The organism is Mesorhizobium sp. WSM4837, assembly GCF_055811435.1.
Genome location: NZ_JBVVQE010000070.1, coordinates 14,303 through 36,242, shown reverse-complemented (window position 1 = coordinate 36,242; position 21,940 = coordinate 14,303). Strand labels below are relative to the sequence as shown.

The window sequence follows — 21,940 nt, the reverse complement described above, 5'->3', positions numbered from 1 at the left end:
GGGTGTGGGGGTTGTGTTCGTGGGTTTTGGGGGTCGCGTGGGGTGGGGCGGCGGGGGGGGGGGGGCGGGGCCGGCCCCCCCCCGCGCCCCCCCGCCCCCCCCCCCTGCCGGGTACTTCCTGAGGTGCTCGATGCCGAGATGGTGCTGGGCGCTTCGAAAGTGAGCGCGCACCGGAGCGGCTAGCTACCGCTACGCTGTATTGTGGCCGCAACCTTTGGCAGCCATCCATCCATGGCGTGGATGGGCTTCATCGAAACAAACGATTTTCTCAACCTTCCGGAATCTCGCATTGACCTCAGCACCGGACACGCATCGACCGTCCCTGCCTCTGTCGCGTGAAAAGGAACCCGAAAGGGGAAGCTTTGCATGAGCTCAGACGTGCGCTGGAAATTGTCCTGGGAATGAGTTGCAGCAGGCCGACGATTTCGAATTGTCCGACCTCTCTTTGTTAGCGGAGTCTTTCCCCTCTCAGAACCGTTGAACGGCCGGCGTCACCTAGGCCTAACTCATTCAGGCCAGTCCGCACCTGCCTCTTCCCGCAAAGAAATTCGACAGCCCATCTTTGCGCCCGTCATTGCCGTCGCTGGTCGGCAAAGCTTCCGGACTGACCGGGGCTGACGCCGGAACTCCTCTTTCACTCGCAGCCGCGAACACTGCAAACCACCAGTCGTCTCAGAGTCGTTTGCCGCGTTAATTTGTCAACGCGGATAAGACTGGAAGCAATCCAACCTACACAGACATAACTAGCAAGCAATGTTGTACGTATAACCTTCGGAATGGCAATGGGATACTTTACAAAGCGCGACACCAATCAAATTATATACCGCAGCTGGGAGGAGTCGGAACAGTCAAGCGCCAAGATGAGAATTTTGGCGCTTAAGCTTGATCGTGTCGGGGACTTTTGGATGTCTCTAGCGCCCCTGATGGACCTGCGTCAGCGCTTTGCGCAAGCCCACATTACGCTGGTGGTCGGAAGCTGGAACATCGACACTGCAAAACAGTTCAACCTCGCCGACGATTACGTTGCTTTTGACTTCTTTCCTCGCAACCCGAAGGTCGATACCCGCAAGAAACCGGCCGACATACGGCCGCTGCTGACCGGCGAGTTTGATCTTGCCATTGATATGCGTGTCCCGGATGAGACACGGCCCATTTTGCTCGAAGTCCCCGCCAGGCATCGTGCGGCGATAGTTGATCCTTACGGAATGCATCAGATCGATATTGCGATAGCGCCATTCGATCTGAAATTGCGCAGAACCATCTTCTACAAGCTGGCCCAAAAAATAGGGATCGCCGACAAATTCCCTCGCACATGGCTTGATTGGTTCGTTGACCGTAAGCAGGTACGTCTCCAGCATGTGTCGGAAATCCTCCTCTTTCTGGTCGCAAAGGCAGCGGCCTGTTTCGACGCAGAAAGTGAAGCGGGCCGCCGACAGAGTTCGACAGAAGGCAAGTCCCCGATCGTCGTGGCTCCGTTTTCGAATTCCAGCCTGCGCGATTGGCCGATCGAAAACTTTGGCAAACTTGTCGCTGCTCTTTCTACCCGTAGTGAGGTGATCCTCGTCGGCCGTGGCGAAAGCCGGGAAGCGCTTGAGGAGGTCGCGATGACAGCCCGCGACCGTGGAGCCGCGGAGATTCGAACGGCTGTCGACTTGTCAGAATTGGAATTCAATCATCTCATGAATTCGGCCGCGCTCGTGGTGTCGAACAATTCAGGCACTGGGCATGTCGCTGCCCAGCTTGGCCGCCCTACTGTGGGAATTTTCACCGCGTCACATCTACCGGAAATTTGGGGTTTCCGTGGTCCCCTGGTCAGCATGCTTATGAGCGTTATTGAATGTCGGGGATGTGGTCTGGACAAAGTGCGGCGCTGTCCGGTCAAAGTCCGCTGCAAGTTCGACATCACGCCCGATCTGGTGATTGCCGAGGTAGACGCCTTGATGAATTATTGTAAGGGGCGGGACAAACTTATTGTGGCTCGCGGGCGGTGCGGCCAGAACGACGATCGCGCGCGAAGAGGCAGCTCAGGGCCCATGCCGTAACCCGGCCGGTCGATAACTCCATCTGTGGAGCGCCAGACTGTACGGATCGCGGTAGCGATCCCCTGTCGACAGCGGTGTTTGATATCCGACAAGCTCAGCCGACTGGGCGATGGCTTGGACATAGCCATAGCCAGATGTCGACCATCTAGATCCCGATCGCAGCCACCAAGGCAAACAGGTTGCCTCGACGACCTTTCGGCCGCTGCCAGGCCGCATGTCCGCCGACGGTCTGCCCTTGTTTTTAAGAGGGCACGCGGCTGCGGCGAATGCGGCACTGCGTGAGAGGTCCTGCGCGTTATCGCGCCGCCGCTGCTTGGCACGGCACTTGCGCCCGAGATGGCAGCAGCGTTCGACCGGAGCGCCGCCATGAGAGGCCTTGAAGCAGGAAGAGCCCGACCCGATCCGGCAGGGAGAGAAACGGTGTTAGCTCCACAAGTCCACAGCGCGAACGCCGGGCCTCGTAAGCCCCATATTGCGCGGCTTTACGTTCAGGTGCTTGCCGCCGTCGCCCTTGGCGTCGCTGTTGGCTTTTTCTATCCGGCGACCGGAGAGGCTCTGAAGCCGCTCGGCGATGCTTTCATCAGGCTCGCGAAGATCATCATCGCGCCTGTCATCTTCCTGACAATTGCGACCGGCATCGGCGGCATGAACGATCTCAAGAAGGTCGGCCGGGTCGCCGGCAAGGCAATGATCTATTTCCTCACCTTCTCGAGCCTCGCATTGATTGTCGGTCTCATTGTCGCAAATGTCGTTCAGCCGGGTGCCGGCCTCAACATCGATCCAGCCTCGCTCGATGCTCAGGCCGTGAAGGGCTATGCGGCGAAGATCCACGAGCAGTTCGTGACCGGCTTGCTGATGCCGTCAATCGTTGGTGCCTTCGCCGAAGGCGACATCATGCAGGTCCTGTTCTTCTCGGTGCTGTTCGGCATCGCCCTGGCGATGGTCGGCGACACCGGCAAGCCTGTGCTTTCTTTGCTTCAGGCGCTCCTTGCGCCGGTGTTCAAGCTGGTCGGCATTCTGATGAGGGCCGCGCCCGTCGAAGGGCCGAGCGCCAGGCGTTCGGTCGTGAGCCTCGGCATCCCGGCCGGATATTCATTCAATCTGCACGGCACCAATATCTACATGACGCTGGCCCCCCTCTTCCTCGCCCAGGCGACGAACACGGATCTGTCGATCGGCTGTCGGATCCTGCTGCTGTTCGTCGCCTTGCTCTCTTCGAAGGGAACAACTCGCATTACCGGTGCGGGCCTCCTCACGTTGGCTGCGGCGCTCTTTGTCGTTCCGACCGCCCCAGCTGCCGGCGCGACGCTTATTCTTCGCGTCGACCACTTTCTGTCGGAGTGCCGTGTGCTGACCATTTTTCTCGGCAACGCAGTGGGAAGGCTCGTTGTCGCCCGGAGCAGGCGAGCCGGATGATGGACGATTGGCAAAGGCTCTCACGAGCGGGTCCTTCGTTGCTCGGGCGTTCGTTGAAGGGCAGATCGCCCGGCGTGATGACCGGTGGTCTCGGCTGGCAACTCGCGAACGCCGCTCGGCTATTGCAGTCAGCCCATTGGAGCGAAGCCGTCATAAAGCAATCGCCAGATGGCGCCGGCATCGACATTGTGAGCCTCCCCGCGACTGCCGATACTGCGGGAAGTGCCGGGCAAGCGATCCAAAGCGACGACCAACTTTCACGCCAAAAGGCCAGCCGTTGCTGCCCCGTTAACGGCTGATTGGAGCCCGACCCATGTCAAAGCAAAACGCCGTCCTTGTCGCCGTAATCGGTTTTTTAGTCCTCGCCCTGTCCGTGCTGGGAACGCTAAGGCGACAGCCAGATAGGTTGACGACCTGCAACGGCTCGGAGATGAACGCCTTGCTCGCGGCGGACTTGAGGATACTCATTCCGCAGCATCGCGACGCACTCCTCAACGACCTCGCCTCGCCAGTCGCCGGCAATCCGCAGGGCGACGTCCCCCTGGCCTCATTCCTCGACTACAACTGCCCGCTGTGCAAGGAAATGGACCTCATTCTCCAGCAAGCCCTCAAGCATGATCCCAATCTGAGGATTGTGCGTAAACAGCTCCCGGTCCTGGGACCTGCTTCCGAATTCGCCGCGCGTGCGGCGCTCGCCTCCCACAAACAGGGAAAATATGAGGCGTTTAATCGCGCCCTTTTTGCTTTTCCTGGCTTGGTGAACCAAAGAACCACCCTAGTCATTGCGGCACGTGTCGGCCTCGATGTTGAGCAGCTCAAGCGGGATATGGAAGGCCCGGCCATCACCGAAGCCATCGCACGCGATCGCGCGCTCGCGAACGAGCTGTACATCACCGGCACGCCGGCGTTGGTGGTCGGCGACGAAGTGATAGCCGGGGTGGTAGAGACGGCCGGGCTGCGAAGCTGCATCGCCGATGTGCGCGCAAACGCCAAGGTTCAGTCTTCCACAGCTGCAAAATGGGCATTTTGACCGCATCAACTGCTCTCGGGACCAGAGTCCTGAGCGCCCGCGCGCCTGAAGGCGCGCGCCGGGTGCTCGTGAACCGAGCCCGCTTTTCTTTGGCAAGCTCAGGCGGTCTCGGCCATAAGGCTTCGCCCCCTGGCGCAGGCAGCCCTTACGGGCTGTGACGGTCGCCGCCCTTTCGGGCGGCGCTGTCTTTTTGGTTTGGCCTTCCCCGGTGGCGCGCGGTGGGCGGCACTCCCTTCTAGGCCCGCCGCGGCGTCCCGCAACCCTTCGCTAGCGCTTCGGGTCCTCCTCTTCGTTCCGGTCCTTCGGATGCGGTCCGCCTTGGACGTCGGGCCTTTCCGGTCGCTTTCGCCGCCCACCCCGCTCACATGGGGACTTTGTCGTCAAGGCTGTCTTCGCATATCTACCTCAATGCGTTGTGATCCTAGGTCCGAGCCTGTCGTCTTGGCGCGGTGATAACACCGGTCCAAACTCACATACGGTCGCTGCGCTGTGGCAGCTGCACCAACATCCCGCTTTCGTCGGTAAGGCTCAGGGGAACGCGACCAATCTTCCGGACGGCATTTTAGGCCAAGTGGGGTGGGAGGTTCGTTCGCCCAGGATCAGCCGGGAGCGATCAATCCCGGCGGATGGAAAAGAGTACGTTGATCATGCCGGCTTCATGACAGCGCCCTCAATGACAGCACCATGATGAACATACTTCCATAGCGCGATCAGAAGTTTTCTCGCGAGCGCAATAATTGCCGGCTTCCGGCGCCTGCCACCGTCGAGCGCGACCCGCTCCTGGAACCATTGTGCTAAAGCCGATCGAGGTTGATGCAAAAGCCAGAACCACGACAATTGCACCATCACGGTCCTCAGCCTCGGATTGCCCGCTTTCGATACGCCCTGTTCCCGGCTGATCGATCCGCTTTGCCACGGTGTCGGCGTCAGACCGGCATAGGAGGCAAGCTGCCTTCGATTCGCAAATTCGCGATACAGACCCTCGGACCAAAGCACCTCGGCAAAGTCCGCTCCCACGCCGCGCAGTTGCTTGAGCATCGACATACCATTGGCGACTTTTGATGGGTCGCATTCATTGCGAGCCACTTCGTCACGCGCTGCTTCCACGTCCTTGATTTGCCGAAGCACGAGCTCGATCCGGTCCAGTGCACGGACAATCTCCGCTTTGAGATTCGACGGTAGTTCACGACCGTCTCCGGTCCTAAGTTCTTCCAGTCGAGTGCGGCGGTCCCGCTTCAGCGGCTCAAATCCAACGATGCCCTGCGAGAACAAGAGCCCCTTGACCCGGTTCACGATCTTGATCCGCTCCGCGATGAGAGCGCGTCGCTCACGGCTGTTGCGCTTTCGGTCCTCTTGCTCGGGCGAAGGCGGAACGACCATGGCGCATACCCGCGGCTCGCCGCGCTTGTAGGCAAGCAGGGCGCGAAGGAGGGTCTCGCCATCCAGCTTGTCCGTCTTCGCCCGGCGCTTCCTGCGTGACGTGGCAATGGATGCTGCATCAACCACATGGCTTTCGATACCGCCACGCTCAAGGATCCGATGTATCCAGAAGCCGTCCAGGCCAGCCTCCTGGATTGCGATCACCGGCACGTCACGGCCCGTTCTGCGCCGAACCGTCGACTTCAACTGGCTGATAAGGTCGAACAATCCGGCCGTATCGCCTGCCTTGACGACGCGCTTTGACATCTTCTCTCCGTTGCACGGCAACAAGCTTGTCACCAACCAGCTCGAGCGACTGAGTTCCAGGGACAGGAAGATAGCGCCGAGTGTCGTATGGACCGCATCGGTTTCAATCTCAGTCACGTTTTCAGCTTTCATGTGTTCTATCCCTCCAAGTTGTTCATGAGCAATACGCCGGCCAAAGCGAGTTGATCGCAGCTGCAGTCATCGCTTCGCGATGTGGTTTTGGTTGTTGCCTGCCCCCGCTCGCGGGGTGGGCGACGCTCCTTTCTAGGCCCGCTGCGGCAGGCCGCAATGTTCGCTCCGCTCACATCCTCCACTCCGTTCCGGCCCTTCGGGTGCGGCCTGCCTCGTTCAGCGGGCCAAGCCAGTCGCGTTCTGCCGCCCACCCCACTCACGGGGGCAGGCACGCGAGATCGGGATCGAGCGCTGCCTCCACCGCCCATGGGATCTTCCGGGGAGGGCGCGGGATTAAAAGAGCGGAGGACCAGACCATGGGTGCAAAATACAAGCGTTCCGGTGGCCGAGAGGCTGGCGCTGGCAGGGGCGGGCGCACGGGCGCCAGCCTTTATCAGGAAATCACAGATCGCATCATCGCCGAGCTCGAGCGCGGCACCGTGCCATGGGTCAAGCCATGGGGCAGCGCAAAGGCCGGCCTCGGCCTGCCCAGCAACGCGGCCACCGGTCGCGTCTATTCCGGCATCAACATCCTGATCCTTTGGGGCGCTGTCTTCGAGCGCGGGTATGCCAGCCAGAACTGGCTGACCTTCCGGCAGGCGCTTGCCCTTGGCGGCAATGTCAGGAAGGGCGAACGCGGCACAACCATCGTTCACGCTGACCGCTTTGTTCCCAAGGACGAGAAGGAACGCGCCAAGACGGATGGCGACGAACCGCAGGCCGTGCCCTTTTTGAAGCGCTTCACCGTCTTCAATGTCGCGCAATGCGACAACCTGCCCGAACATCTCCATGCCGCCGCCGAACCGCTGCCCGAGCGTCAGATCGTCCCGCAGGCCGAGGCGCTGATTCATGGCTGCGGCGCTGACTTCCGCATCGGCGGCGATCGCGCTTTCTACATGCCGGGCAGCGACTTCATTCAGGTGCCGCCGCAGCCCGCTTTCTTCCACCAGATCGACTATTACCGCACCTGCTTTCACGAGCTTGGCCACTGGAGCGGCCATCCAACCCGGCTTGCGCGCGACCTTTCCGGCTCCTTCGGCTCCAAGGCCTATGCGCGCGAGGAACTGGTCGCGGAAATCTGCGCAGCCTTCGTCTGCAGCTCTCTCGCTATCGAGCCGACCGTGCGCCATGCCGATTACATCGGCTCATGGCTCGCCGTGCTGCGCGAGGACAACCGCGCCATTTTCCGCGCCGCCAGCCAAGCCTCGAAAGCCGCCGATTTGCTGCTCGGCTCTATGCCCAGCGCTGAAGGCTCGGACCGTGAGGAGATCGCGGCGTGAGCGCGCGTGATCCCCACGCGCTGCCGACCGAGACGACACCGGAAGGCGAGCAGACGCTCATTCCCGGTGTCCGGCCCGTCACCACGCGCGACCGCCTTGCGCTTCTCATGAACGCGCCAATGCGGCCGCGCAAGGCGCAGAAGTCGCTCGACATCGGCCTCTTTGATGAGTGCGCGCGCAACCAACTCGACCTGTTTTGACAAGGAGTTTCCCCATGATCCTGATCACCGACGACCTTTGCGCCCGTCTCCTCGCCAATGGCGCTTCCGACACCGAAACCGACCAGGTTCCGGTGGTAAAACTGTTCGATCCGACCGGGCCCGCGACCTGGCTCTTGAGCGAACTCGATGCGGACGGCGACACGCTGTTCGGCCTTTGCGATCTCGGCTTCGGCTTTCCCGAACTCGGCAGCGTCAGCCTTGCCGAACTGCAAAGCGTCAAGGGCCGGCTTGGCCTCGGCATCGAGCGCGACCTCTTCTTTCAGGCGCGGTTTCCGCTCTCCGTCTACGCTGAGGCCGCGCGTCATGCTCGTCACATCACCGAGGACGAGCGGCTGCTGCGGCAGGCAGCGGACGCGCTTGCAAACCCCCATTCCGAGCTTCCGCCTGACACGGCGGAACAGACGCGCCGCTAGGCGCGAAAACCGTCCCGGGGGGGGGGGGCGGGGGGGGGGCGGGGGGGGGGGGGGGGCCGCCCCCCGCCCCACCCCCCCCCCCCGCCGCCCCCCAAAACCGCCCCCGCCGCGCCGGCCTTCTAGGCCTTCGCGGCGGGAGAACCTCAACCAAACCGAAGGAGACAAATCATGCAGCTTGCTCATATTCCGCTTGATAGGCTCAACATTTCCGCCCTCAACATGCGCCATTCCAAACGCGCGCCGGATATCTCCGATATCCTGCCGTCCGTTCGCGCGCGCGGCGTCCTTGTGCCGCTTCTGGTGCGGCCCAACGGGACGCCGGAAAGCTTCGAAATCGTCGCCGGACGGCGACGCTATTTCGCCGCCAAATCGCTCGCCGACGAGCGCGGCGAGAGCGAGCCCTTGCCCTGCGCCATCATGGAGGACGGCGACGACGCCGACGCGCTCGAAGCCTCGCTCATCGAAAACATCGCTCGCCTCGACCCCGACGAGGTCTCGCAATGGGAAACGTTCTCCCGGCTGATCCGGGAAGGGCGCACCATTGCCGAAATCGCCGCCACCTTCGGCATCACCGAGCTGATGGTGAAGCGCTCTCTGGCGCTCGGCGAGCTTCTGCCCAAGATTCGCGAAGCCTACCGCCGCGAGGAAATCGACGCCGAAACAGTGCGCTATCTCACCATGGCCTCGAAAGCGCAGCAGAAGGACTGGCTGGCGCTTTATGCCGACCCCGAGCAATACGCCCCGCGCGGTTACCAGCTGAAACAATGGCTGTTCGGCGGCCAGTCGATTTCCACCAAGGTGGCGCTGTTCGCCGTCGAGGATTATCCCGGCCTCATCGTCTCCGACCTGTTCGGCGAGGAGAGCTATTTCGCCGATGCCGACCTGTTCTGGCTGAAGCAGAATGAGGCGATCGCCGCCAGACGCGACGCATATCTAGAAGCCGGTTGGAGCGAAGTGACCGTGCTCGAACCGGGGCAGTATTTCCACTCATGGGACCACGAGAAAACGCCGAAGAAGAAGGGAGGCAAGGTCGTCATCACCGTCTCGCATCGCGGCGAGGTCGAGTGTCATGAAGGCTGGCTGTCGCGCAAGGAAGCGCGCCGCGCCCGCGCCGATGACGAGGGCGGCGAGCAGGACGAACAGCCGCCCAAGCCGTCGCGGCCTGAACTCACCGGCCCGATGCAGAACTATGTCGATCTGCATCGCCACGCCGCCGTGCGCATCGCCTTGCTCGATCATCCCGCCATCGCCCTGCGCCTCATGGTGGCGCATGCGATTGCCGGCTCAATCCTGTGGCAGGTGCGCCCCGATCCGCAGCGCGCGGCCAACGAGACGGTCGCCGCCAGCGTTGCCGCTTGCAAGGCCGAAGCCGCCTTCGCCGAAAAGCGGCGCGAGGTTTTGGCGCTGATTGGGCAAGCGGACGACGATGGCCCGCTCGCGGACGGCCACGGCGACGCCTTCGCTCTCGCCAGCGCTTTTGCACAGCTCTTGGCGCTCTCCGATGACGACGTCCTGCGCGTTCTCAGCCTTGTCATGGCCGAGACGCTCGAAGCCGGCAGCGCCGTCATCGAGGCGCTTGGGCACCATCTGAACGTCGACATGGCTGCTTTCTGGCAGGTGGACGAGGCGTTCTTCGAGCTTTTGCGCGACAAGGAAATCGCCAATGCCATGCTCGCCGATATCGGCGGCAAGCCTGTCGCAGACGGCAATGTTTCGGAGAAGGTCAAGACGCAAAAGAAGATCATCCGCGACTTCCTTGCCGGCGAGAACGGGCGCGAAAAGGTGGAAAGCTGGCTGCCGCGCTGGATGAAATTCCCCGTCGAAAGCTACACAGCGCGCGGCGGCTTCCGCACTGCCGATCAGTGGGCCTGTGTTCAGCCGCTGTTTACGGCCGAATGATCTAACCAAGCCCGGGCGGCGGCTCTTATTAGAAAAGCCGCCGCTTGGGCAGCCATCTCCCGGGACGGCGCCGGCTGCACATTCGCAGCCTTTGAGCCGCGCGCCGCAGACCAAATCCGACGCCAATTCGAAGCCTTCGCCAGCCCTGCGCCACACCGACATGCTTGCCGGACAAGTGCTGCCATGGCACTTCCGCCGATGTGGACTTTTTGCCAGCGAGCGACCGCAACCCTGGCCCCCCGCCGCCTTTGCGTGGTGTCAGCCGATCGCGCGGCCTGTCTCTCCCAGTCGTCTTTGAGGACCATTTCCCTGCGCCTGGCTTGTCGACCTATGGGCGGTTCCGGCCCGCCCGAAACCCTCGGCTGACTGCTTTTTTCCCCGCCGCCTGCGGCGGCTTCCTCGCGCCGCTTCGCTTCAAAAAAGCCGTCCGCTCGGGTCCTGCGCTGTCGCTGCGGCCTTGTCGGTTCGGGCGGGCCGGACGCGCCCATCACGGTCCGCCATCGCAGGGAAATGGTCCCCGGCGAGAGCAAAGAGGAGACTTTCAAATGACCGCGATCGGATACGTCACCAAGCAGGACAATGGCGGCTACAAGGGCCAGCTCAAGACGCTCAGCGTCCGCGCCGACATCGACATCGTGCCCAACCAGGCCAAGAGCGCCGACAACCATCCAGACTTCCGGGTGCTGACTCAAGGGGTCGAGGTGGGCGCCGGCTGGGTCCGGACCGGCGAGGCATCCGGCAAGGATTATGTGAGCCTGTCGATCGCCGCACCCGAGTTCGGCCCGCGCAAGCTCTACGCCAATCTCGGCCGCGCCGCCGGCCAGGACGATGACGACACCCACGCCATCATCTGGAACCCGGCCGACTAACGGCGGAGCTCCGAGCCCCCCCCCCCGCGCCCCCCGGCCCCCCCGCCCCCCCCCCCCCCCCCCACCGCCCGCCCCCCCCCCCCCGCCCGGGGGGCCCCCCCCCCCCCCCCCCCCCCCGGCCGCGGGGGCTCACGGGCAGGCGCTCCAGCCCGGACATCGCCTGCCTTGGGGAAGCGGCGAAAACTCCAACTCGACTCTCATGATTGGCACGGCCATGCTGACCCATCCTGACAGACAAAAGATCAAAGCCAGAACAGCGGCGATGGTGGCATAGCAGAACAGTGATCGTGCCGGAACATGGTGGGAACCCCACCGCGTTAACGTGGTCCGCACGCGCGATGGCGCCACTATGCTAATCGAGGACAAAGCCGCTACCGGCAGTCGTCCGAAGCAAGACCGAACTCTGGCAGCGCGGCGGCAAGCCGCTTATGCGCTTCTGGCATCGCCACATGCTCTCTGCATTGGAGTTAGCAGGTTCCGAGTCGCTGAACGAACCTCAACTCGAACCTGAGGCCCGTTCACGCTCCCCAGACGCATATCAGGACCTCACGACTGAGCCGCGATTTCTCTTCGTCTCGACGGTGAAAGCATGAGTGCCGCTATGTTTCGATGACAGCTCGGTCCCTGACGGGATCGTTAACCGGGATGCACCTACATATCGAGACTTTTAGACCGAGGTTCACTAGTAATCCGCAGGGTATGCGTGAGCAGCAGGGGCGAACGTGCTGCCAGGAGGGTCATCCATTGGGCATTCTGCGAAATACACATCGGACGCGGGTTTATATTCCCAGCCAAGGCCCGACGAGTTGGCAAGCGATCCTGAAGTCAGGTCAGCGGCTCCGCTTCCGGTTGACGTTCGTTTGGCCCATCGAGAGGACCAGGACATGAAACGTAGCCGCTTTTCTGAAGAGTAGACCTGCCGCTGATCATTCATCCAGTGGCGATTAGAGCCTTGGCCGTTTCTGTTACGCCTCTTGGCGCGGGTTGAGCAACGGCGGAGGCGCGGAGCCTTCCGTCAGCACAGCGTCGGAGCCGGTTGCGGTGATGACCTTGGCATAGGCTGCCGGGGTCCGGTAGCCGAGCGAGGAATGAGGCCCCGCGGTGTTGAAGTCCTCCCGCCATTCGGCAATGGCGCTGCGGGGGTGGTCGAGGCGGCGGTCGGCTAAACGCCACCGGGCGGAGCTTCGGCTTCGCCCGATCTTCCTCGGTCGGCATAGTGTTCGATAGGGTAAACCGGCCTCAACAACCGTGCCAGCGGCGCCAATCCTGGAAGTCGCTGCTTCTCCGACACTTGCGGGCTCGCTTCCTTGCATTCTGCCCCGACAGGCTGCGCTATCGGCAGGAAGGGAGCGATACCCAAACCTTGAGTTCTTTGCGCGTCGGTTCTTCCTGCACAGGGAAGATGTCATAATTCTTCGGGGCTCCGGGTGAGGCGCGCGCGGGGCGGATTCACTGGGCTGAGCTGTGATGGAAGGTGCTCTCGCGCGCCGCAGTGGCGCCCAAGATTGCACGGCAGGGTTGCAAATTGGGTGATCTGTGATAAGGAAATGTGAAGTCAGAAGAGGCCTATTGAAATGAAGCGCATGCAAGAAAAGGACATTCCCGCATTCGTGCAGGACGTGGTCGCAACGGGCTGCGATATCTGCGCCGTCGGTCCGAGTTGTTACTCCCTGGGCGATACCGATGTTCCGCGCGACAAGCGTAGGGGATTGTACAAGAAGCTCGGCGAAATCGATGCGCGCTACGGGAGCCGCGATCACCTGCGTTACCAGATTGCGGTGCACCTGGCCTCGATTGGCCGCTACATCGACGCGCCCCCAATTGAGGAGGAGGTCTGGATCGATAATGAAACACCCGAGTTGGCCGAGGTCACGCCTTACGACGTGGCGCATTTTCAGACTTACGCCGTCCTGCTGATGTCGGAGGCGATGGGCCTCGACTGGTGCAAGGTGGCACGAGCCATCTTGAACATTGACGCAGAGCGCCAGCCGGAACGGGCACATCGGGTTTGGACATCCCATCTGGCGCGGGCGCGGTGGCTAGCGACGAGCGGCTGCGGGCAGCTTCAGAGCGATCGGTTGCAATAGCCGCCGCCATACGGGAAGCTCGCATGACCAAGCCAGCTGTTTCCAGAGACGAACATGGAACTTTTCGAGGGGCGGCGTGTCGAAAAAACTGCAAGCTTTTTTCGCTCATACGCTAATCGAGTACTAAGGCCTGTTTACAGTCATCGGATTGCGAGGAAAGCGGTAACGAGATTGAGGAGTCCGGCAAAGTTCTCGACGAGATGGCGCCATTTGTACATTTCGGTGTCGTGAGGGATGCGCCCGGCCCGGTCTGCTTTGGACGGGATGACCGCCACGGCGCCGCGTTCATTCAGGTTGGCGCGCAGTTGTTGTCGAATATCCTTTGGCGGCGTCAAGGCGCTGAGCGATGTTGACCTCGAGGACAAAGGCGGTGAGATCCGCAGCCATCTGCGCCGCCTTGTGCGGCGCATCCGCGCCCGCTGGCCGACCACCCGATCCTGGTGCGCGGCGATGGCCATTACGGCCGGGCGCAAGTCATGGCCTGGTGCGAGGACAACGGCATCGACTACCTCTTCGGACTGCCCGGCAACACGGTTCTCCGGCGGCTCGTCGACGAGAGCGCCGACGACGTCCGCACGCGCCGCGCGCTCGAGCGCAAGTCCGTGCTGCGGCTATGCCGAGACCCACTACAAGGCGAAGTCCTGGAAGCTTGAGCGTCGCGTCTGCGCCCGCATCGAGGCAACCGCGATGCGCCTCGACATTCGCTTCGTCGTCACCAATCTCGATAGTGGCTCGGCCGAGCACCTCTACGACGTGATCTACTGCGCCCGCGGCCAGGCCGAGAACCTGATCAAGATGCACAAGAGCCAGCTCGCCTCTGACCGCACCTCCTGCCGCTCATCGATTGCCAACCAGGTCCGTCTTGTCCTGCACACCGCCGCATACTGGTTGATGCTCACCCTGCGCGAGGCGGTGCCCACGACCCATCATCTGCGCAAAGCCGAGTTCGCTACGCTGCGGCTCAGGCTGCTCAAGCTCGGCGCTCGCGTCATCGAACCCGTCTCGCGCATCCGTCTGGCCTTCGCCGCCGCCTGTCCCGAGGCAAGTCTGTTCCGGGCGATCGCCAGCAATCTGCTACCGGCAGGACCATGACCGCCGGGGCAGCAGACCCCGCCGAACCACACAACTTCCACCCTCCAGCGCGTTCACAAGTCCAGAGACAGCCGCAGTGAAAAAGACGCCGCGCCGCCACCTGTCCACCGCTCAGCGGAAAACAAACCCACATGCGTCATGAACAAGACGGGCTAATAACCCCTCGCCCACAGATGCTGGCCCCGGTAGCGCTTACGCAGTGTCCCGAACTCGTTCAGCAGCTTGTGTGAACTGCGCCCCTTCAGGTGCTGCACGGCGCGCGATACCGACAGGTTCGGCGGGACCGACACAAGCATGTGCACATGGTCGCGATTGATCGACCTGGCGTGAATCACCATCTCGTGCGCCCGTGCCGTCTCTTGCAGCAACTCCCGGCACCGCTCCCCAACATCACCACGTCGTGGAGCGCACATTCACATGGCTGGGGATGCCGCAGGCTGACCACGATTGGGAGAAATCCATCGCTTCCGCAGAAGTCTGGATCTACGTCGCCCACATTCGCCTACTCACCCGCAGGCTCGCAAAAGCGGTTTCCAGATTCGCAGAGCCGATGCACCACCTGCTTTGAGAAATTCACGTAGCTGGATAGAGGCTTCCGCGTCAGCGAAAATCACCCCAACAACTGAATTCTTCGGCTTGCAGGCGTGGATGAAAGCGATGAGCTTTTTTGGTAAACCTCTGACGCTTCACTTTAGGCGACTTTGTTCGCTGCCAATGTCGGGAGCTATCGTTCGTCACCGTCCGGGCTTGGGCTTCGTCGCGATTTTTCCGGCGTTCGAGTTTGCTATCGGTGGAAGCCGGCTCTTGGAGAAAGGAAGAATGGCTGATGTCATCACGAGCCGACGCGAGGGCGCCATCTTCGAAGTAATGCTCGACCGGCCGACGGCCAACGCCATCGACCTGAAAACGTCGCGGCTGATGGGAGAAAGTTCAAGGCTTCCGCGACGATCCCAGCTTGCGCGTCGCCATCGTCCGAGGCCTGCGGCCTCTGAAGTCAGCTGACCACGGCCACAGCTTTCCATTCCGCCATGGTCTGCAGGCGGTGAATATGTGTAGCGAGAGCGGAGCATTTTGGGCGGGACGGGACGAAGGGATTGCGCAGAGCCGAGAAGATCGAAACGAAGCGTTGCAGTGCTCCTGCGATCGGAAGCCCGCTCCCGTTTTCGCAGCGACACATGTGCATTCTCCGTCCGATCGTTCAATCCCTTGTGCGACCGATGCTCGACGTCCGTCATCACCTGTCCCGCCAGGCTGCTCCATAGGAGCGCAGCTTGTCGGTGATCATGCACTTCGGCGCAACGCCTTGCTTCTTCAGCAGCCGCGTCAGCAAGCGCTTGCCTTGGTGTTGCGGCGGTTCTGGACGATCTCGTCGAGCACATAGCCAACCTCGTCGACGGCGCGCCACAACCACTGTTTCCTGCCGGTGAGGGTGATAAGGACCTCGTCCAAGTGCCAGACATCGTTTCGGCTGTGCTGCTTGCGGCACAAACGGCGAGTGTAATTCGGACCGAACTTGATGCCCCACCGGCGGATTGTCTCATACGAAACCACGATCCCGCTCCAGCAGCATTTCCTCGATCAGACGCAAGCCCAAGGGGAACCTGTAGTAGAGCTAGACTGTATGGGCGATGATCTGCGGCGGGAGACGATGGCACTTATTGCTGACGGGTGTTCATGCCATCGGTCTATGCCGCAAATCTCTGAACGCGAGTTAAGTTGATAACATCCCAGCAGTTTCTGTCCTTTCTCCTGCTTCATGGACGGAGCAACACGGGGCGACGCTCATTGGAGATGGAGCACACCCGACAATGGCCTGCCGCCAGAGCTTCGAGCACGCTGCTCAGCAGATCGTGTTGGACAAGATCGACACGATCGAGGACGCCGCTCAGCGGCTACGCCGCCAGGACGAGCAGCTGAAAGCCATTGTGCCGAGGTGGTCCATGGCGCGGGCCGTCTGGGCCTATCAAGCGATGCGCGGAACTCGTTCCTGGTCGCATTGATCCTCGTACAGATGGGGAGTCCGAAACGTTAAATATTTTGTTATTTATGCTTCGACTATTCTGCAATGAAATTGACAGAACCTTTATGAAGCGCCGACCCCTAACGATGCTAGATTCATCGCCAGTACGAGGTAAGCAGCTAGTACCGGCGGCGATCGCCCGGACTGGCGTCAACACAACGTCGGAGTTAACACTCGATGTCAAAAAGAGCGCTCATCCTGCTTGAAGGCACAAGAAGCAATGGTCTGCTGTACGTGAAAGCAGCCCAGCGTCTTGGCCTTCATCCAATTACCCTATCGACTGATCCGGCTCGGCTAGATTATATTGCGGCGGAGGGGCTAGAGGCAATTCGTGTAGATACAGGCAATCTCGACGCTCTGACCCTGGAATGTTCCCGGATACGCGCGACCTATAACATCGCTGGCATTACCAGCGCGGACGAGTTTTCCTATGCAACAGTTGGCAAGCTCTGCCGGCATTTTGATCTACCGGGACCGAACCCCGATTCGATTGAAGAATGCCACGATAAATTCGCTCAACGCCAACTCCTTGCGGCGGGCGGTGTTCCAGTGCCTGTTTATCACCTGGTAGCAAATGCGGCGGAGGTTAAAAACGCTGCGGCGGCGATTGGACTGCCAGTAATTGTTAAGCCAATAGAAGGCACCGGTAGTAGCGGCGTTCGTTTGTGCCGCACCGGCGACGAATTGGCCCAGCATACGGCCTATCTCTTGGGTGATAAGCACATTGATCAGGCTTCACCTAGGATACTCGTTGAAAGTTACGCGCAGGGCCCCTCATATGGCGTCGACATAATGGGCAACGAGGTTATAGCGATATCCGGCGGTAGCTTCGGCCCTTTACCCCATTTCGTGTGGCGTGGGGGTTTCTATCCGGCCGCGCTGACCGATGACGAACACGCGCGTATCGTCGATGTTTCGCTAAGCTGTCTGCGGGCTCTCGGTCTTGGTTGGGGCCCAACGTGTATGGAAGTCCGGTGGACGCAGCGTGGCCCAATCGTCATCGAAGTCAATCCGCGACTTGGGGGGGCGACCGGTCCTCAACTGATCCAACTGGCTTACGGTATCGACCTTGTCACCGAGCACATCAAGCTAGCTGTCGGCGAAGAATGGGATCTGCGCAGGAGGCTTTCGCAGACTGCGGGCGTGCGGTTCCTAGTCGCCGATCGCGATGGCACCCTAGATCGCATTACGGGCCGCAGCCAGGCGGCTGCCGTGTCAGGTGTCGCCGAGGTCAAGTTTTATCAGGAACCCGTGGCGCCGGTCGTGAGGAGAGGCGATTACCGAGACTGTATCGGACATGTGATCGCCTCTTCACCCAGCATTGCTGAAACCGAGGCGATACTTAATCGTGCCGTCGACTTAATCGGAATTTCAATCACCCCGATTCTGGCAGTGAGCGAATAGGATCTCACTTCACTGATAAGGTCAGCTTTGAGTTAGAAGTCGGCGACAAATGGCGATTAGAGATCGATGTTGGTCAAGGAAGCGATTGGTACGCCTTTAGTCGTCCTGACCTGGTGCGTTTTACCAGCACGTCGGGTTTCGCGCAGCGCGTCCTATTTGGCTGTGAACGGCTAGTTGAAGCCGGATAGCGACGAGTCGGGATGTAGAACGCCCTGCCTTAGCCATGCACGACCGCCTTGGGTAGCGTCGCTAACCTTGCTATGAAGGCAGTTGGCAGTCCGTCTGTTTCAGGCTCGTCCGGCAACGGTTATCAGGTCTACGGCTGCCGCTTCGGATAGACCGACGCTGCAGGTCGATTCCTATGGATTGCTTCGGAGAGGATAGGTAAGAGATGTTTCTTAAGGCCGACGGGACTGAAGTTTGGTTGCAGAGTTCAAGAAGCCTGCCATATTTATCTTTGGCGGGGGTGATCGAGACTCCCAACCGCTATATCTCCGTTCGATCAAAACTGAGTCAAGAGTACGAGTTGCTCTCCGGAATTGCCTCCGATGATGCATTCCTGATCCAAGAAATGAACGATGGAGCCCTAATCTTCTGCGCCCGCCCCGACAACAATTGCGCCTTGCTGATGATAGGAAAATATGATCACGACCGAAACGGCCCAAACCCCTGTGCTGTTCTCGAAGACCTCGTCGATTTGATCAAGAGCAACGTAGCTGCAATCAGCCGTCAAGCCGGAGCGACGATCCGTTTCGAAGTCGTACAGCTGGAGTTCGCAATGCGCGGCGGATGAAGACGTTCTTACCACGGAGCTGGCTATACAGCGCGGTCTTGGAGGAGGGTAAAGACGTGAAGAATATAGTGATGATTGGCGGAGGGAAGATTGGTGCAGCGACTTGCCGATCTGCTCATTACAGACGGCTCATGAGAGGTAATGCTGGCAGATGCGAGTCCAATCTCACTCGCAAAACATGCTTGGCATCCCCGTTTAAAGACCAGGGCTCCGAATCCAGATCCTAGAGGATAGCGAACTGCGCCGTGGCAAAGTGAGGTCGCTAACCCGTCTTATGCATGACGATGGGCCTTCGAGGCTGGCGGATGTAGCTTAAGCGATTGATTGGCGTAGGATGCGGTTGCTTGGGCCAACCCTTCCACCGCATCTCGCGAGCCACACCCGCCATGACCGAGAATACGTTGCTGCCGCTGTCTTTTCCAGCCGTCGGACGGAAGAAGATCACAGCTGCGTTTGACGGCGGCCGCATCCACCTCGGATGGCGGCGTCATGCTTCTGGCCGCAGGACATTGCAGGCCGACTGCTTCTTTGTTCCCGGCATGGCCGCCTGCCTTAAGCAGCGACGAACATCGACGGCAAGATGCAGCCAACCCGCTGCCCCAATGCCTGCATCACCGCACGCCATCGGCCAGCCTGGTCACGCTCTGCCGAGGATGCCAGGACCTTACTGAAGGAGAAGCGTCTGTCGCCTTTGCAACGGACCACCGTGAAGCAGGATCTCCAGCGGATCGAGGCGGTTCTTGATGGCTTAGACCGTCGGATCTGAGGCGGCGCAGCGGCTTTGCGTGCGGACCAATGATCGGATGTCCCGTCGGACCAACCCCGGCGTTTGGCGGAGCGCGCGATGTCAGGTTCGCCCGCGCAACGGCTGATCGCCGTCCTTCGCTCACGCTGCGGCTCTTCGAGTGCGCGGTCGGCCCTTAGGCCATCGCAGATGGCTGCTCCGCCGCCGGGGATTGGCCCGGCGGGACAGGAGTTCCGACCATGGACACGCAAAACCGAACCGACGTTTATACCCGCATCACCTCCGAGATCATTGCCGCCATCGAGGCCGGCGCCGGCGAATGGCGGATGCCCTGGCACCCCGATGGAAGCTCGATTGCTCGCCCCAACATCTCGTCCGGAAAGGCCTATCGCGGCGTCAATACGCTCGCTCTTTGGATCGCCGCTCAGGCTCACGGCTTTGGAAGCGGCACCTGGGGCACATACCGGCAATGGCAGACCCTTGACGCCCAGGTTCGCAAGGGCGAACGCGCAACCACCGTCGTGTTCTGGAAGGAGTTTGCCGCACACGGTGACGATGATGCCGTTGGCGACGATGAGCACCCCCAGCGACGCCTCTTCGCGCGCGCCTTCTCGGTCTTCAACAGCTCTCAGGTCGAGGGCTTCACGCCTTCCGCCACTCCAATCCTGCCTGACTCTGAACGAGTCCCGCATGCCGATGCCTTCATCAGTGCGCTCGGCATCCCGGTTACTTTTGGCGCCAACGCTGCATACTACCGCATCGATATCGACCGAATCTTTATGCCGGACTTCAATCGCTTCCGCGATGCTGTCGCTCACGTCGGGACTTATGTCCACGAGGCCGCGCATGCCACGGGCTCTAAGCATCGGCTCGATCGAGACTTCACCAAACGGTTTACCCGCCAGGCTTTAGCAGTCGAAGAACTGACCGCCGAACTTGCTGCAGCCTGTATTTTGGCCGATCTGGGCCTGGCGCATCATCCCCGTCCTGACCACGCAGCCTATGTGGCATCCTGGCTCAAAGTGCTGAAGGACGACCCGCGGGCGATCTTCACTGCCGCAAGCAAAGCGCAGGCTGCCGCTGACTGGATGCACGCGCGACAGCCGCCGAGCTGAGCGCCGCGTCGCGTTAGGGCCGCCACCGACGCGCAGCCCATGGCCTTTTCACCTTGGCTGCGGCCCAGCCCGCGAGGATAGAAAAACCGTTGAGGCTTGACACTCCGTTTCCGCGATAGCCACGATCGTCAGGCTTGACTAGGCGTGGGACCATGCCGTGGAGGTGGATCGGGCGATCCGCATCGGCCTGCGTGGCATACGCGGCGAGGTCTTCCTGCATCGCTCCGGCGTTCCCCTCGATGAAGCCGATTTGTCTACAGCGGCCGACCACGGCCAGCTCGACCTCTGGCCGAATGAATGTGAGGGCATGTGCGGTCTCTAATCGTCCCGCCCGGTACGTCCGTGGCTTCCGCCACGCCGGTGCCCTGCAGCCGGCTGAAGGCCCCGCCGTAGCACCCGGTCTTCGGTAGTGGCCCACCGGGCCGAGCCAGATCAGCCGGCCTCTGCCGACGTCCCGCCGGAGATGGATATTTCCGACCGTGTAGCGGCCATCCTTTCTTTAAGCGGCCGAACGCCGAACCTCGGAGTTTCATCGGTCGGCCGGTCGTCAACCGACCGAAGTGATGGGGAGGGTGCGTCCCTTTCTAGCTGTGGTTGTCGGTCGTTCTGCCATGATGATGCGTCACGGGGACGGCCGGGCTTGATGGCGCCTCACCGTGGCGGCGGTTGCGGTGATCGTGCCGCTCGGGTTCGCCTGTCGTCTGGCCGGCGGTTTCATGGAAGGGCGCACCACCTGCGTCCTCGATGGGACTGGTCTGACCGAAGGCCGTCTTCGCTACGCTGCGCCTCGTCCTCAAGCCCGCAACAGCCGGTCGCGACTTTCTTCCCCTGCTGGCTTTCGCCATCATTCCGCGCGGAACAAGAAAGCCTCGTCCTGGCTGCCCTACACTGTCGTTCCGGCCCTAAGGACCACCCCATTGCGCACGCGCAACGGGGACCCCCGGTGGGTGCGGGCCGATCGCCTCCGGTCTGTCGACCGCTATCGAGGTCGCGGTGGTCGCGGCCCGAGAAAATCACGGAGACGACATCATGGCTACCATCGCACTTTTACCTCAAATGGCAACGCCGGCTTTTCCGGCGCCATCAAGACCCTCAACCTCAACGTCAAGGCCAAGCTGATCCGCGTGAGAACCCTTCCGACAAGGGCCCTCACTTCCGCGTCTACTCGGGTAGCGTCGAACTGGGAGCCGCCCGGCAGAAGGTCTCCAACGAGGGCCGCGACTACCTCTCGGTCAAGCTGGACGACCCGAGCTTCCCCGCGCCGATCTACGCCACCTTGATCGAGGTGGAAGGCGAGGAAGGCCTGCAGCTGATCTGGTCTCGCCCCATGGACTGATCGCCTCGACAAGTGCTCCGCCGCACGGCGGGGCTTTCGGCCGTTCCCAAGCGAACGCCGGCAGGCGGAAGGAGCACCAAGCGCCGCCTTTCGGGGGTGCTGCTCCTCGCTGTCTCGCCGAGACGGCAAGCGGACGCGGGCTATCGGATTCTCGATGTTCCTCTCTGTTGCCTGCCCGAGCCTACGGTTTCTCGGCCCGCCACAAGGGCCGCACGGCCTCACCAAAATGGTAACGCATTTCGGCTCCTCCTTGCGCCGGTCGCTGCGCGAGCCTTGCCCCCGGTCCTCGTGCGCGCATCGCACTTGTCGACAACGACAAGG

Annotated in this window: 15 protein-coding genes and 9 pseudogenes; 19 read left to right on the top strand and 5 right to left on the bottom strand. The window is 61.4% G+C overall.

Annotated elements, in window-relative coordinates; translation table 11 throughout:
* From AC0L3D_RS29595 to AC0L3D_RS29580, 4 genes and pseudogenes are all read left to right on the top strand, one after another.
* Positions 1–183: hypothetical protein (locus AC0L3D_RS29595; protein WP_473646698.1), on the top strand; the 183-nt coding region annotated here is incomplete at its 5' end.
* A gap of 599 nt (positions 184–782) precedes the next feature.
* On the top strand, positions 783–2,042 hold the full coding sequence (locus AC0L3D_RS29590; RefSeq protein ID WP_473646696.1) for a glycosyltransferase family 9 protein: 1,260 nt from the start codon (positions 783–785) through the stop codon (positions 2,040–2,042).
* Between the two features lie 420 nt (positions 2,043–2,462).
* Positions 2,463–3,750 (top strand): annotated as a pseudogene (locus AC0L3D_RS29585) (cation:dicarboxylate symporter family transporter).
* Between the two features lie 21 nt (positions 3,751–3,771).
* Positions 3,772–4,488, top strand: coding sequence for a DsbA family protein (locus AC0L3D_RS29580; RefSeq protein WP_473479462.1), 717 nt, complete (start codon positions 3,772–3,774; stop codon positions 4,486–4,488).
* A gap of 645 nt (positions 4,489–5,133) precedes the next feature.
* Here AC0L3D_RS29580 and AC0L3D_RS29575 read toward each other — a convergent pair.
* Positions 5,134–6,306 (bottom strand): IS110 family RNA-guided transposase, encoded by a 1,173-nt coding sequence (locus AC0L3D_RS29575; protein WP_473646695.1) that lies wholly within the window; start codon positions 6,304–6,306, stop codon positions 5,134–5,136.
* A gap of 356 nt (positions 6,307–6,662) precedes the next feature.
* On the opposite strand from AC0L3D_RS29575, the gene AC0L3D_RS29570 reads away from it, so the two are divergent.
* The 6 genes from AC0L3D_RS29570 to AC0L3D_RS29545 all read left to right on the top strand — a co-directional run bounded on the left by AC0L3D_RS29570 (position 6,663) and on the right by AC0L3D_RS29545 (position 11,301).
* A complete protein-coding gene (locus tag AC0L3D_RS29570) occupies positions 6,663–7,625 on the top strand; it encodes an ArdC family protein (RefSeq protein ID WP_473646694.1) in 963 nt (320 codons plus the stop codon).
* Positions 7,622–7,825 carry a hypothetical protein gene (locus AC0L3D_RS29565; protein ID WP_473646692.1) on the top strand — a complete coding sequence of 68 codons (204 nt, stop codon included), beginning with the start codon at positions 7,622–7,624 and terminating at the stop codon, positions 7,823–7,825. The genes AC0L3D_RS29570 and AC0L3D_RS29565 overlap by 4 nt, the downstream gene beginning before the upstream one ends.
* Positions 7,826–7,839: 14 nt before the next feature.
* Positions 7,840–8,259, top strand: a complete 420-nt coding sequence (locus tag AC0L3D_RS29560; RefSeq protein WP_473646690.1) for a DUF2958 domain-containing protein — start codon at positions 7,840–7,842, stop codon at positions 8,257–8,259.
* Positions 8,260–8,427: 168 nt separating this feature from the next.
* On the top strand, positions 8,428–10,158 hold the full coding sequence (locus AC0L3D_RS29555) for a ParB/RepB/Spo0J family partition protein (RefSeq protein WP_473646689.1): 1,731 nt from the start codon (positions 8,428–8,430) through the stop codon (positions 10,156–10,158).
* Positions 10,159–10,703: 545 nt separating this feature from the next.
* The gene (locus tag AC0L3D_RS29550; RefSeq protein ID WP_473646688.1) at positions 10,704–11,027 is read left to right on the top strand and encodes a DUF736 domain-containing protein; all 324 of its coding nucleotides are present in this window, start codon (positions 10,704–10,706) and stop codon (positions 11,025–11,027) included.
* Positions 10,987–11,301 carry a hypothetical protein gene (locus tag AC0L3D_RS29545; RefSeq protein WP_473646686.1) on the top strand — a complete coding sequence of 105 codons (315 nt, stop codon included), beginning with the start codon at positions 10,987–10,989 and terminating at the stop codon, positions 11,299–11,301. The genes AC0L3D_RS29550 and AC0L3D_RS29545 overlap by 41 nt, the downstream gene beginning before the upstream one ends.
* 656 nt (positions 11,302–11,957) lie before the next feature.
* On the opposite strand, the pseudogene AC0L3D_RS29540 reads toward AC0L3D_RS29545, so the two are convergent.
* Positions 11,958–12,178 (bottom strand): annotated as a pseudogene (locus AC0L3D_RS29540) (integrase core domain-containing protein); the annotation flags it as partial.
* Between the two features lie 423 nt (positions 12,179–12,601).
* Between AC0L3D_RS29540 and AC0L3D_RS29535 the strand changes: the two are divergent.
* On the top strand, positions 12,602–13,114 hold the full coding sequence (locus AC0L3D_RS29535) for a hypothetical protein (protein WP_473646685.1): 513 nt from the start codon (positions 12,602–12,604) through the stop codon (positions 13,112–13,114).
* A 185-nt stretch (positions 13,115–13,299) separates the two neighbouring features.
* Here AC0L3D_RS29535 and AC0L3D_RS29530 read toward each other — a convergent pair.
* A pseudogene (locus AC0L3D_RS29530) lies at positions 13,300–13,407 on the bottom strand (IS5/IS1182 family transposase); the annotation flags it as partial.
* 73 nt (positions 13,408–13,480) lie between these two features.
* Here AC0L3D_RS29530 and AC0L3D_RS29525 point away from each other — a divergent pair.
* Positions 13,481–14,206: pseudogene (locus tag AC0L3D_RS29525) on the top strand (IS1380 family transposase); the annotation flags it as partial.
* Positions 14,207–14,361: 155 nt separating this feature from the next.
* On the opposite strand, the pseudogene tnpA reads toward AC0L3D_RS29525, so the two are convergent.
* A pseudogene (tnpA, locus tag AC0L3D_RS29520) lies at positions 14,362–14,601 on the bottom strand (IS200/IS605 family transposase); the annotation flags it as partial.
* Positions 14,602–15,025: 424 nt separating this feature from the next.
* Here tnpA and AC0L3D_RS29515 point away from each other — a divergent pair.
* Positions 15,026–15,182, top strand: a pseudogene (locus tag AC0L3D_RS29515) (carnitinyl-CoA dehydratase); the annotation flags it as partial.
* An 18-nt stretch (positions 15,183–15,200) separates the two neighbouring features.
* Here the strand turns inward: AC0L3D_RS29515 and AC0L3D_RS29510 are convergent.
* Positions 15,201–15,839, bottom strand: a pseudogene (locus tag AC0L3D_RS29510) (IS6 family transposase).
* A gap of 175 nt (positions 15,840–16,014) precedes the next feature.
* Here AC0L3D_RS29510 and AC0L3D_RS29505 point away from each other — a divergent pair.
* The 6 genes and pseudogenes from AC0L3D_RS29505 (at position 16,015) to AC0L3D_RS29480 (ending at position 21,619) form a co-directional block, all read left to right on the top strand.
* A complete protein-coding gene (locus AC0L3D_RS29505; protein ID WP_473646683.1) occupies positions 16,015–16,206 on the top strand; it encodes a hypothetical protein in 192 nt (63 codons plus the stop codon).
* Positions 16,207–16,403: 197 nt separating this feature from the next.
* On the top strand, positions 16,404–17,630 hold the full coding sequence (locus AC0L3D_RS29500; protein WP_473646682.1) for an ATP-grasp domain-containing protein: 1,227 nt from the start codon (positions 16,404–16,406) through the stop codon (positions 17,628–17,630).
* 391 nt (positions 17,631–18,021) lie between these two features.
* Positions 18,022–18,423 carry a hypothetical protein gene (locus AC0L3D_RS29495; protein ID WP_473646681.1) on the top strand — a complete coding sequence of 134 codons (402 nt, stop codon included), beginning with the start codon at positions 18,022–18,024 and terminating at the stop codon, positions 18,421–18,423.
* Between the two features lie 984 nt (positions 18,424–19,407).
* On the top strand, positions 19,408–20,283 hold the full coding sequence (locus AC0L3D_RS29490) for an ArdC family protein (protein WP_473646679.1): 876 nt from the start codon (positions 19,408–19,410) through the stop codon (positions 20,281–20,283).
* Positions 20,284–20,425: 142 nt separating this feature from the next.
* A pseudogene (locus AC0L3D_RS29485) lies at positions 20,426–20,605 on the top strand (hypothetical protein); the annotation flags it as partial.
* A 760-nt stretch (positions 20,606–21,365) separates the two neighbouring features.
* Positions 21,366–21,619 (top strand): annotated as a pseudogene (locus AC0L3D_RS29480) (DUF736 domain-containing protein).
* Positions 21,620–21,940: the final 321 nt, after the last annotated feature.

Coding starts and splice junctions, on each gene's coding strand:
- AC0L3D_RS29570 (WP_473646694.1), top strand. CDS start 6,663: ATGGGTGCAAAATACAAGCGTTCCGGTGGCCGAGAGGCTGGCGCTGGC.
- AC0L3D_RS29575 (WP_473646695.1), bottom strand. CDS start 6,306: ATGAAAGCTGAAAACGTGACTGAGATTGAAACCGATGCGGTCCATACG.
- AC0L3D_RS29505 (WP_473646683.1), top strand. CDS start 16,015: ATGGCCTGCCGCCAGAGCTTCGAGCACGCTGCTCAGCAGATCGTGTTG.
- AC0L3D_RS29545 (WP_473646686.1), top strand. CDS start 10,987: ATGACGACACCCACGCCATCATCTGGAACCCGGCCGACTAACGGCGGA.
- AC0L3D_RS29560 (WP_473646690.1), top strand. CDS start 7,840: ATGATCCTGATCACCGACGACCTTTGCGCCCGTCTCCTCGCCAATGGC.
- AC0L3D_RS29490 (WP_473646679.1), top strand. CDS start 19,408: ATGGACACGCAAAACCGAACCGACGTTTATACCCGCATCACCTCCGAG.
- AC0L3D_RS29580 (WP_473479462.1), top strand. CDS start 3,772: ATGTCAAAGCAAAACGCCGTCCTTGTCGCCGTAATCGGTTTTTTAGTC.
- AC0L3D_RS29495 (WP_473646681.1), top strand. CDS start 18,022: ATGTTTCTTAAGGCCGACGGGACTGAAGTTTGGTTGCAGAGTTCAAGA.
- AC0L3D_RS29555 (WP_473646689.1), top strand. CDS start 8,428: ATGCAGCTTGCTCATATTCCGCTTGATAGGCTCAACATTTCCGCCCTC.
- AC0L3D_RS29500 (WP_473646682.1), top strand. CDS start 16,404: ATGTCAAAAAGAGCGCTCATCCTGCTTGAAGGCACAAGAAGCAATGGT.
- AC0L3D_RS29550 (WP_473646688.1), top strand. CDS start 10,704: ATGACCGCGATCGGATACGTCACCAAGCAGGACAATGGCGGCTACAAG.
- AC0L3D_RS29535 (WP_473646685.1), top strand. CDS start 12,602: ATGAAGCGCATGCAAGAAAAGGACATTCCCGCATTCGTGCAGGACGTG.
- AC0L3D_RS29590 (WP_473646696.1), top strand. CDS start 783: ATGGGATACTTTACAAAGCGCGACACCAATCAAATTATATACCGCAGC.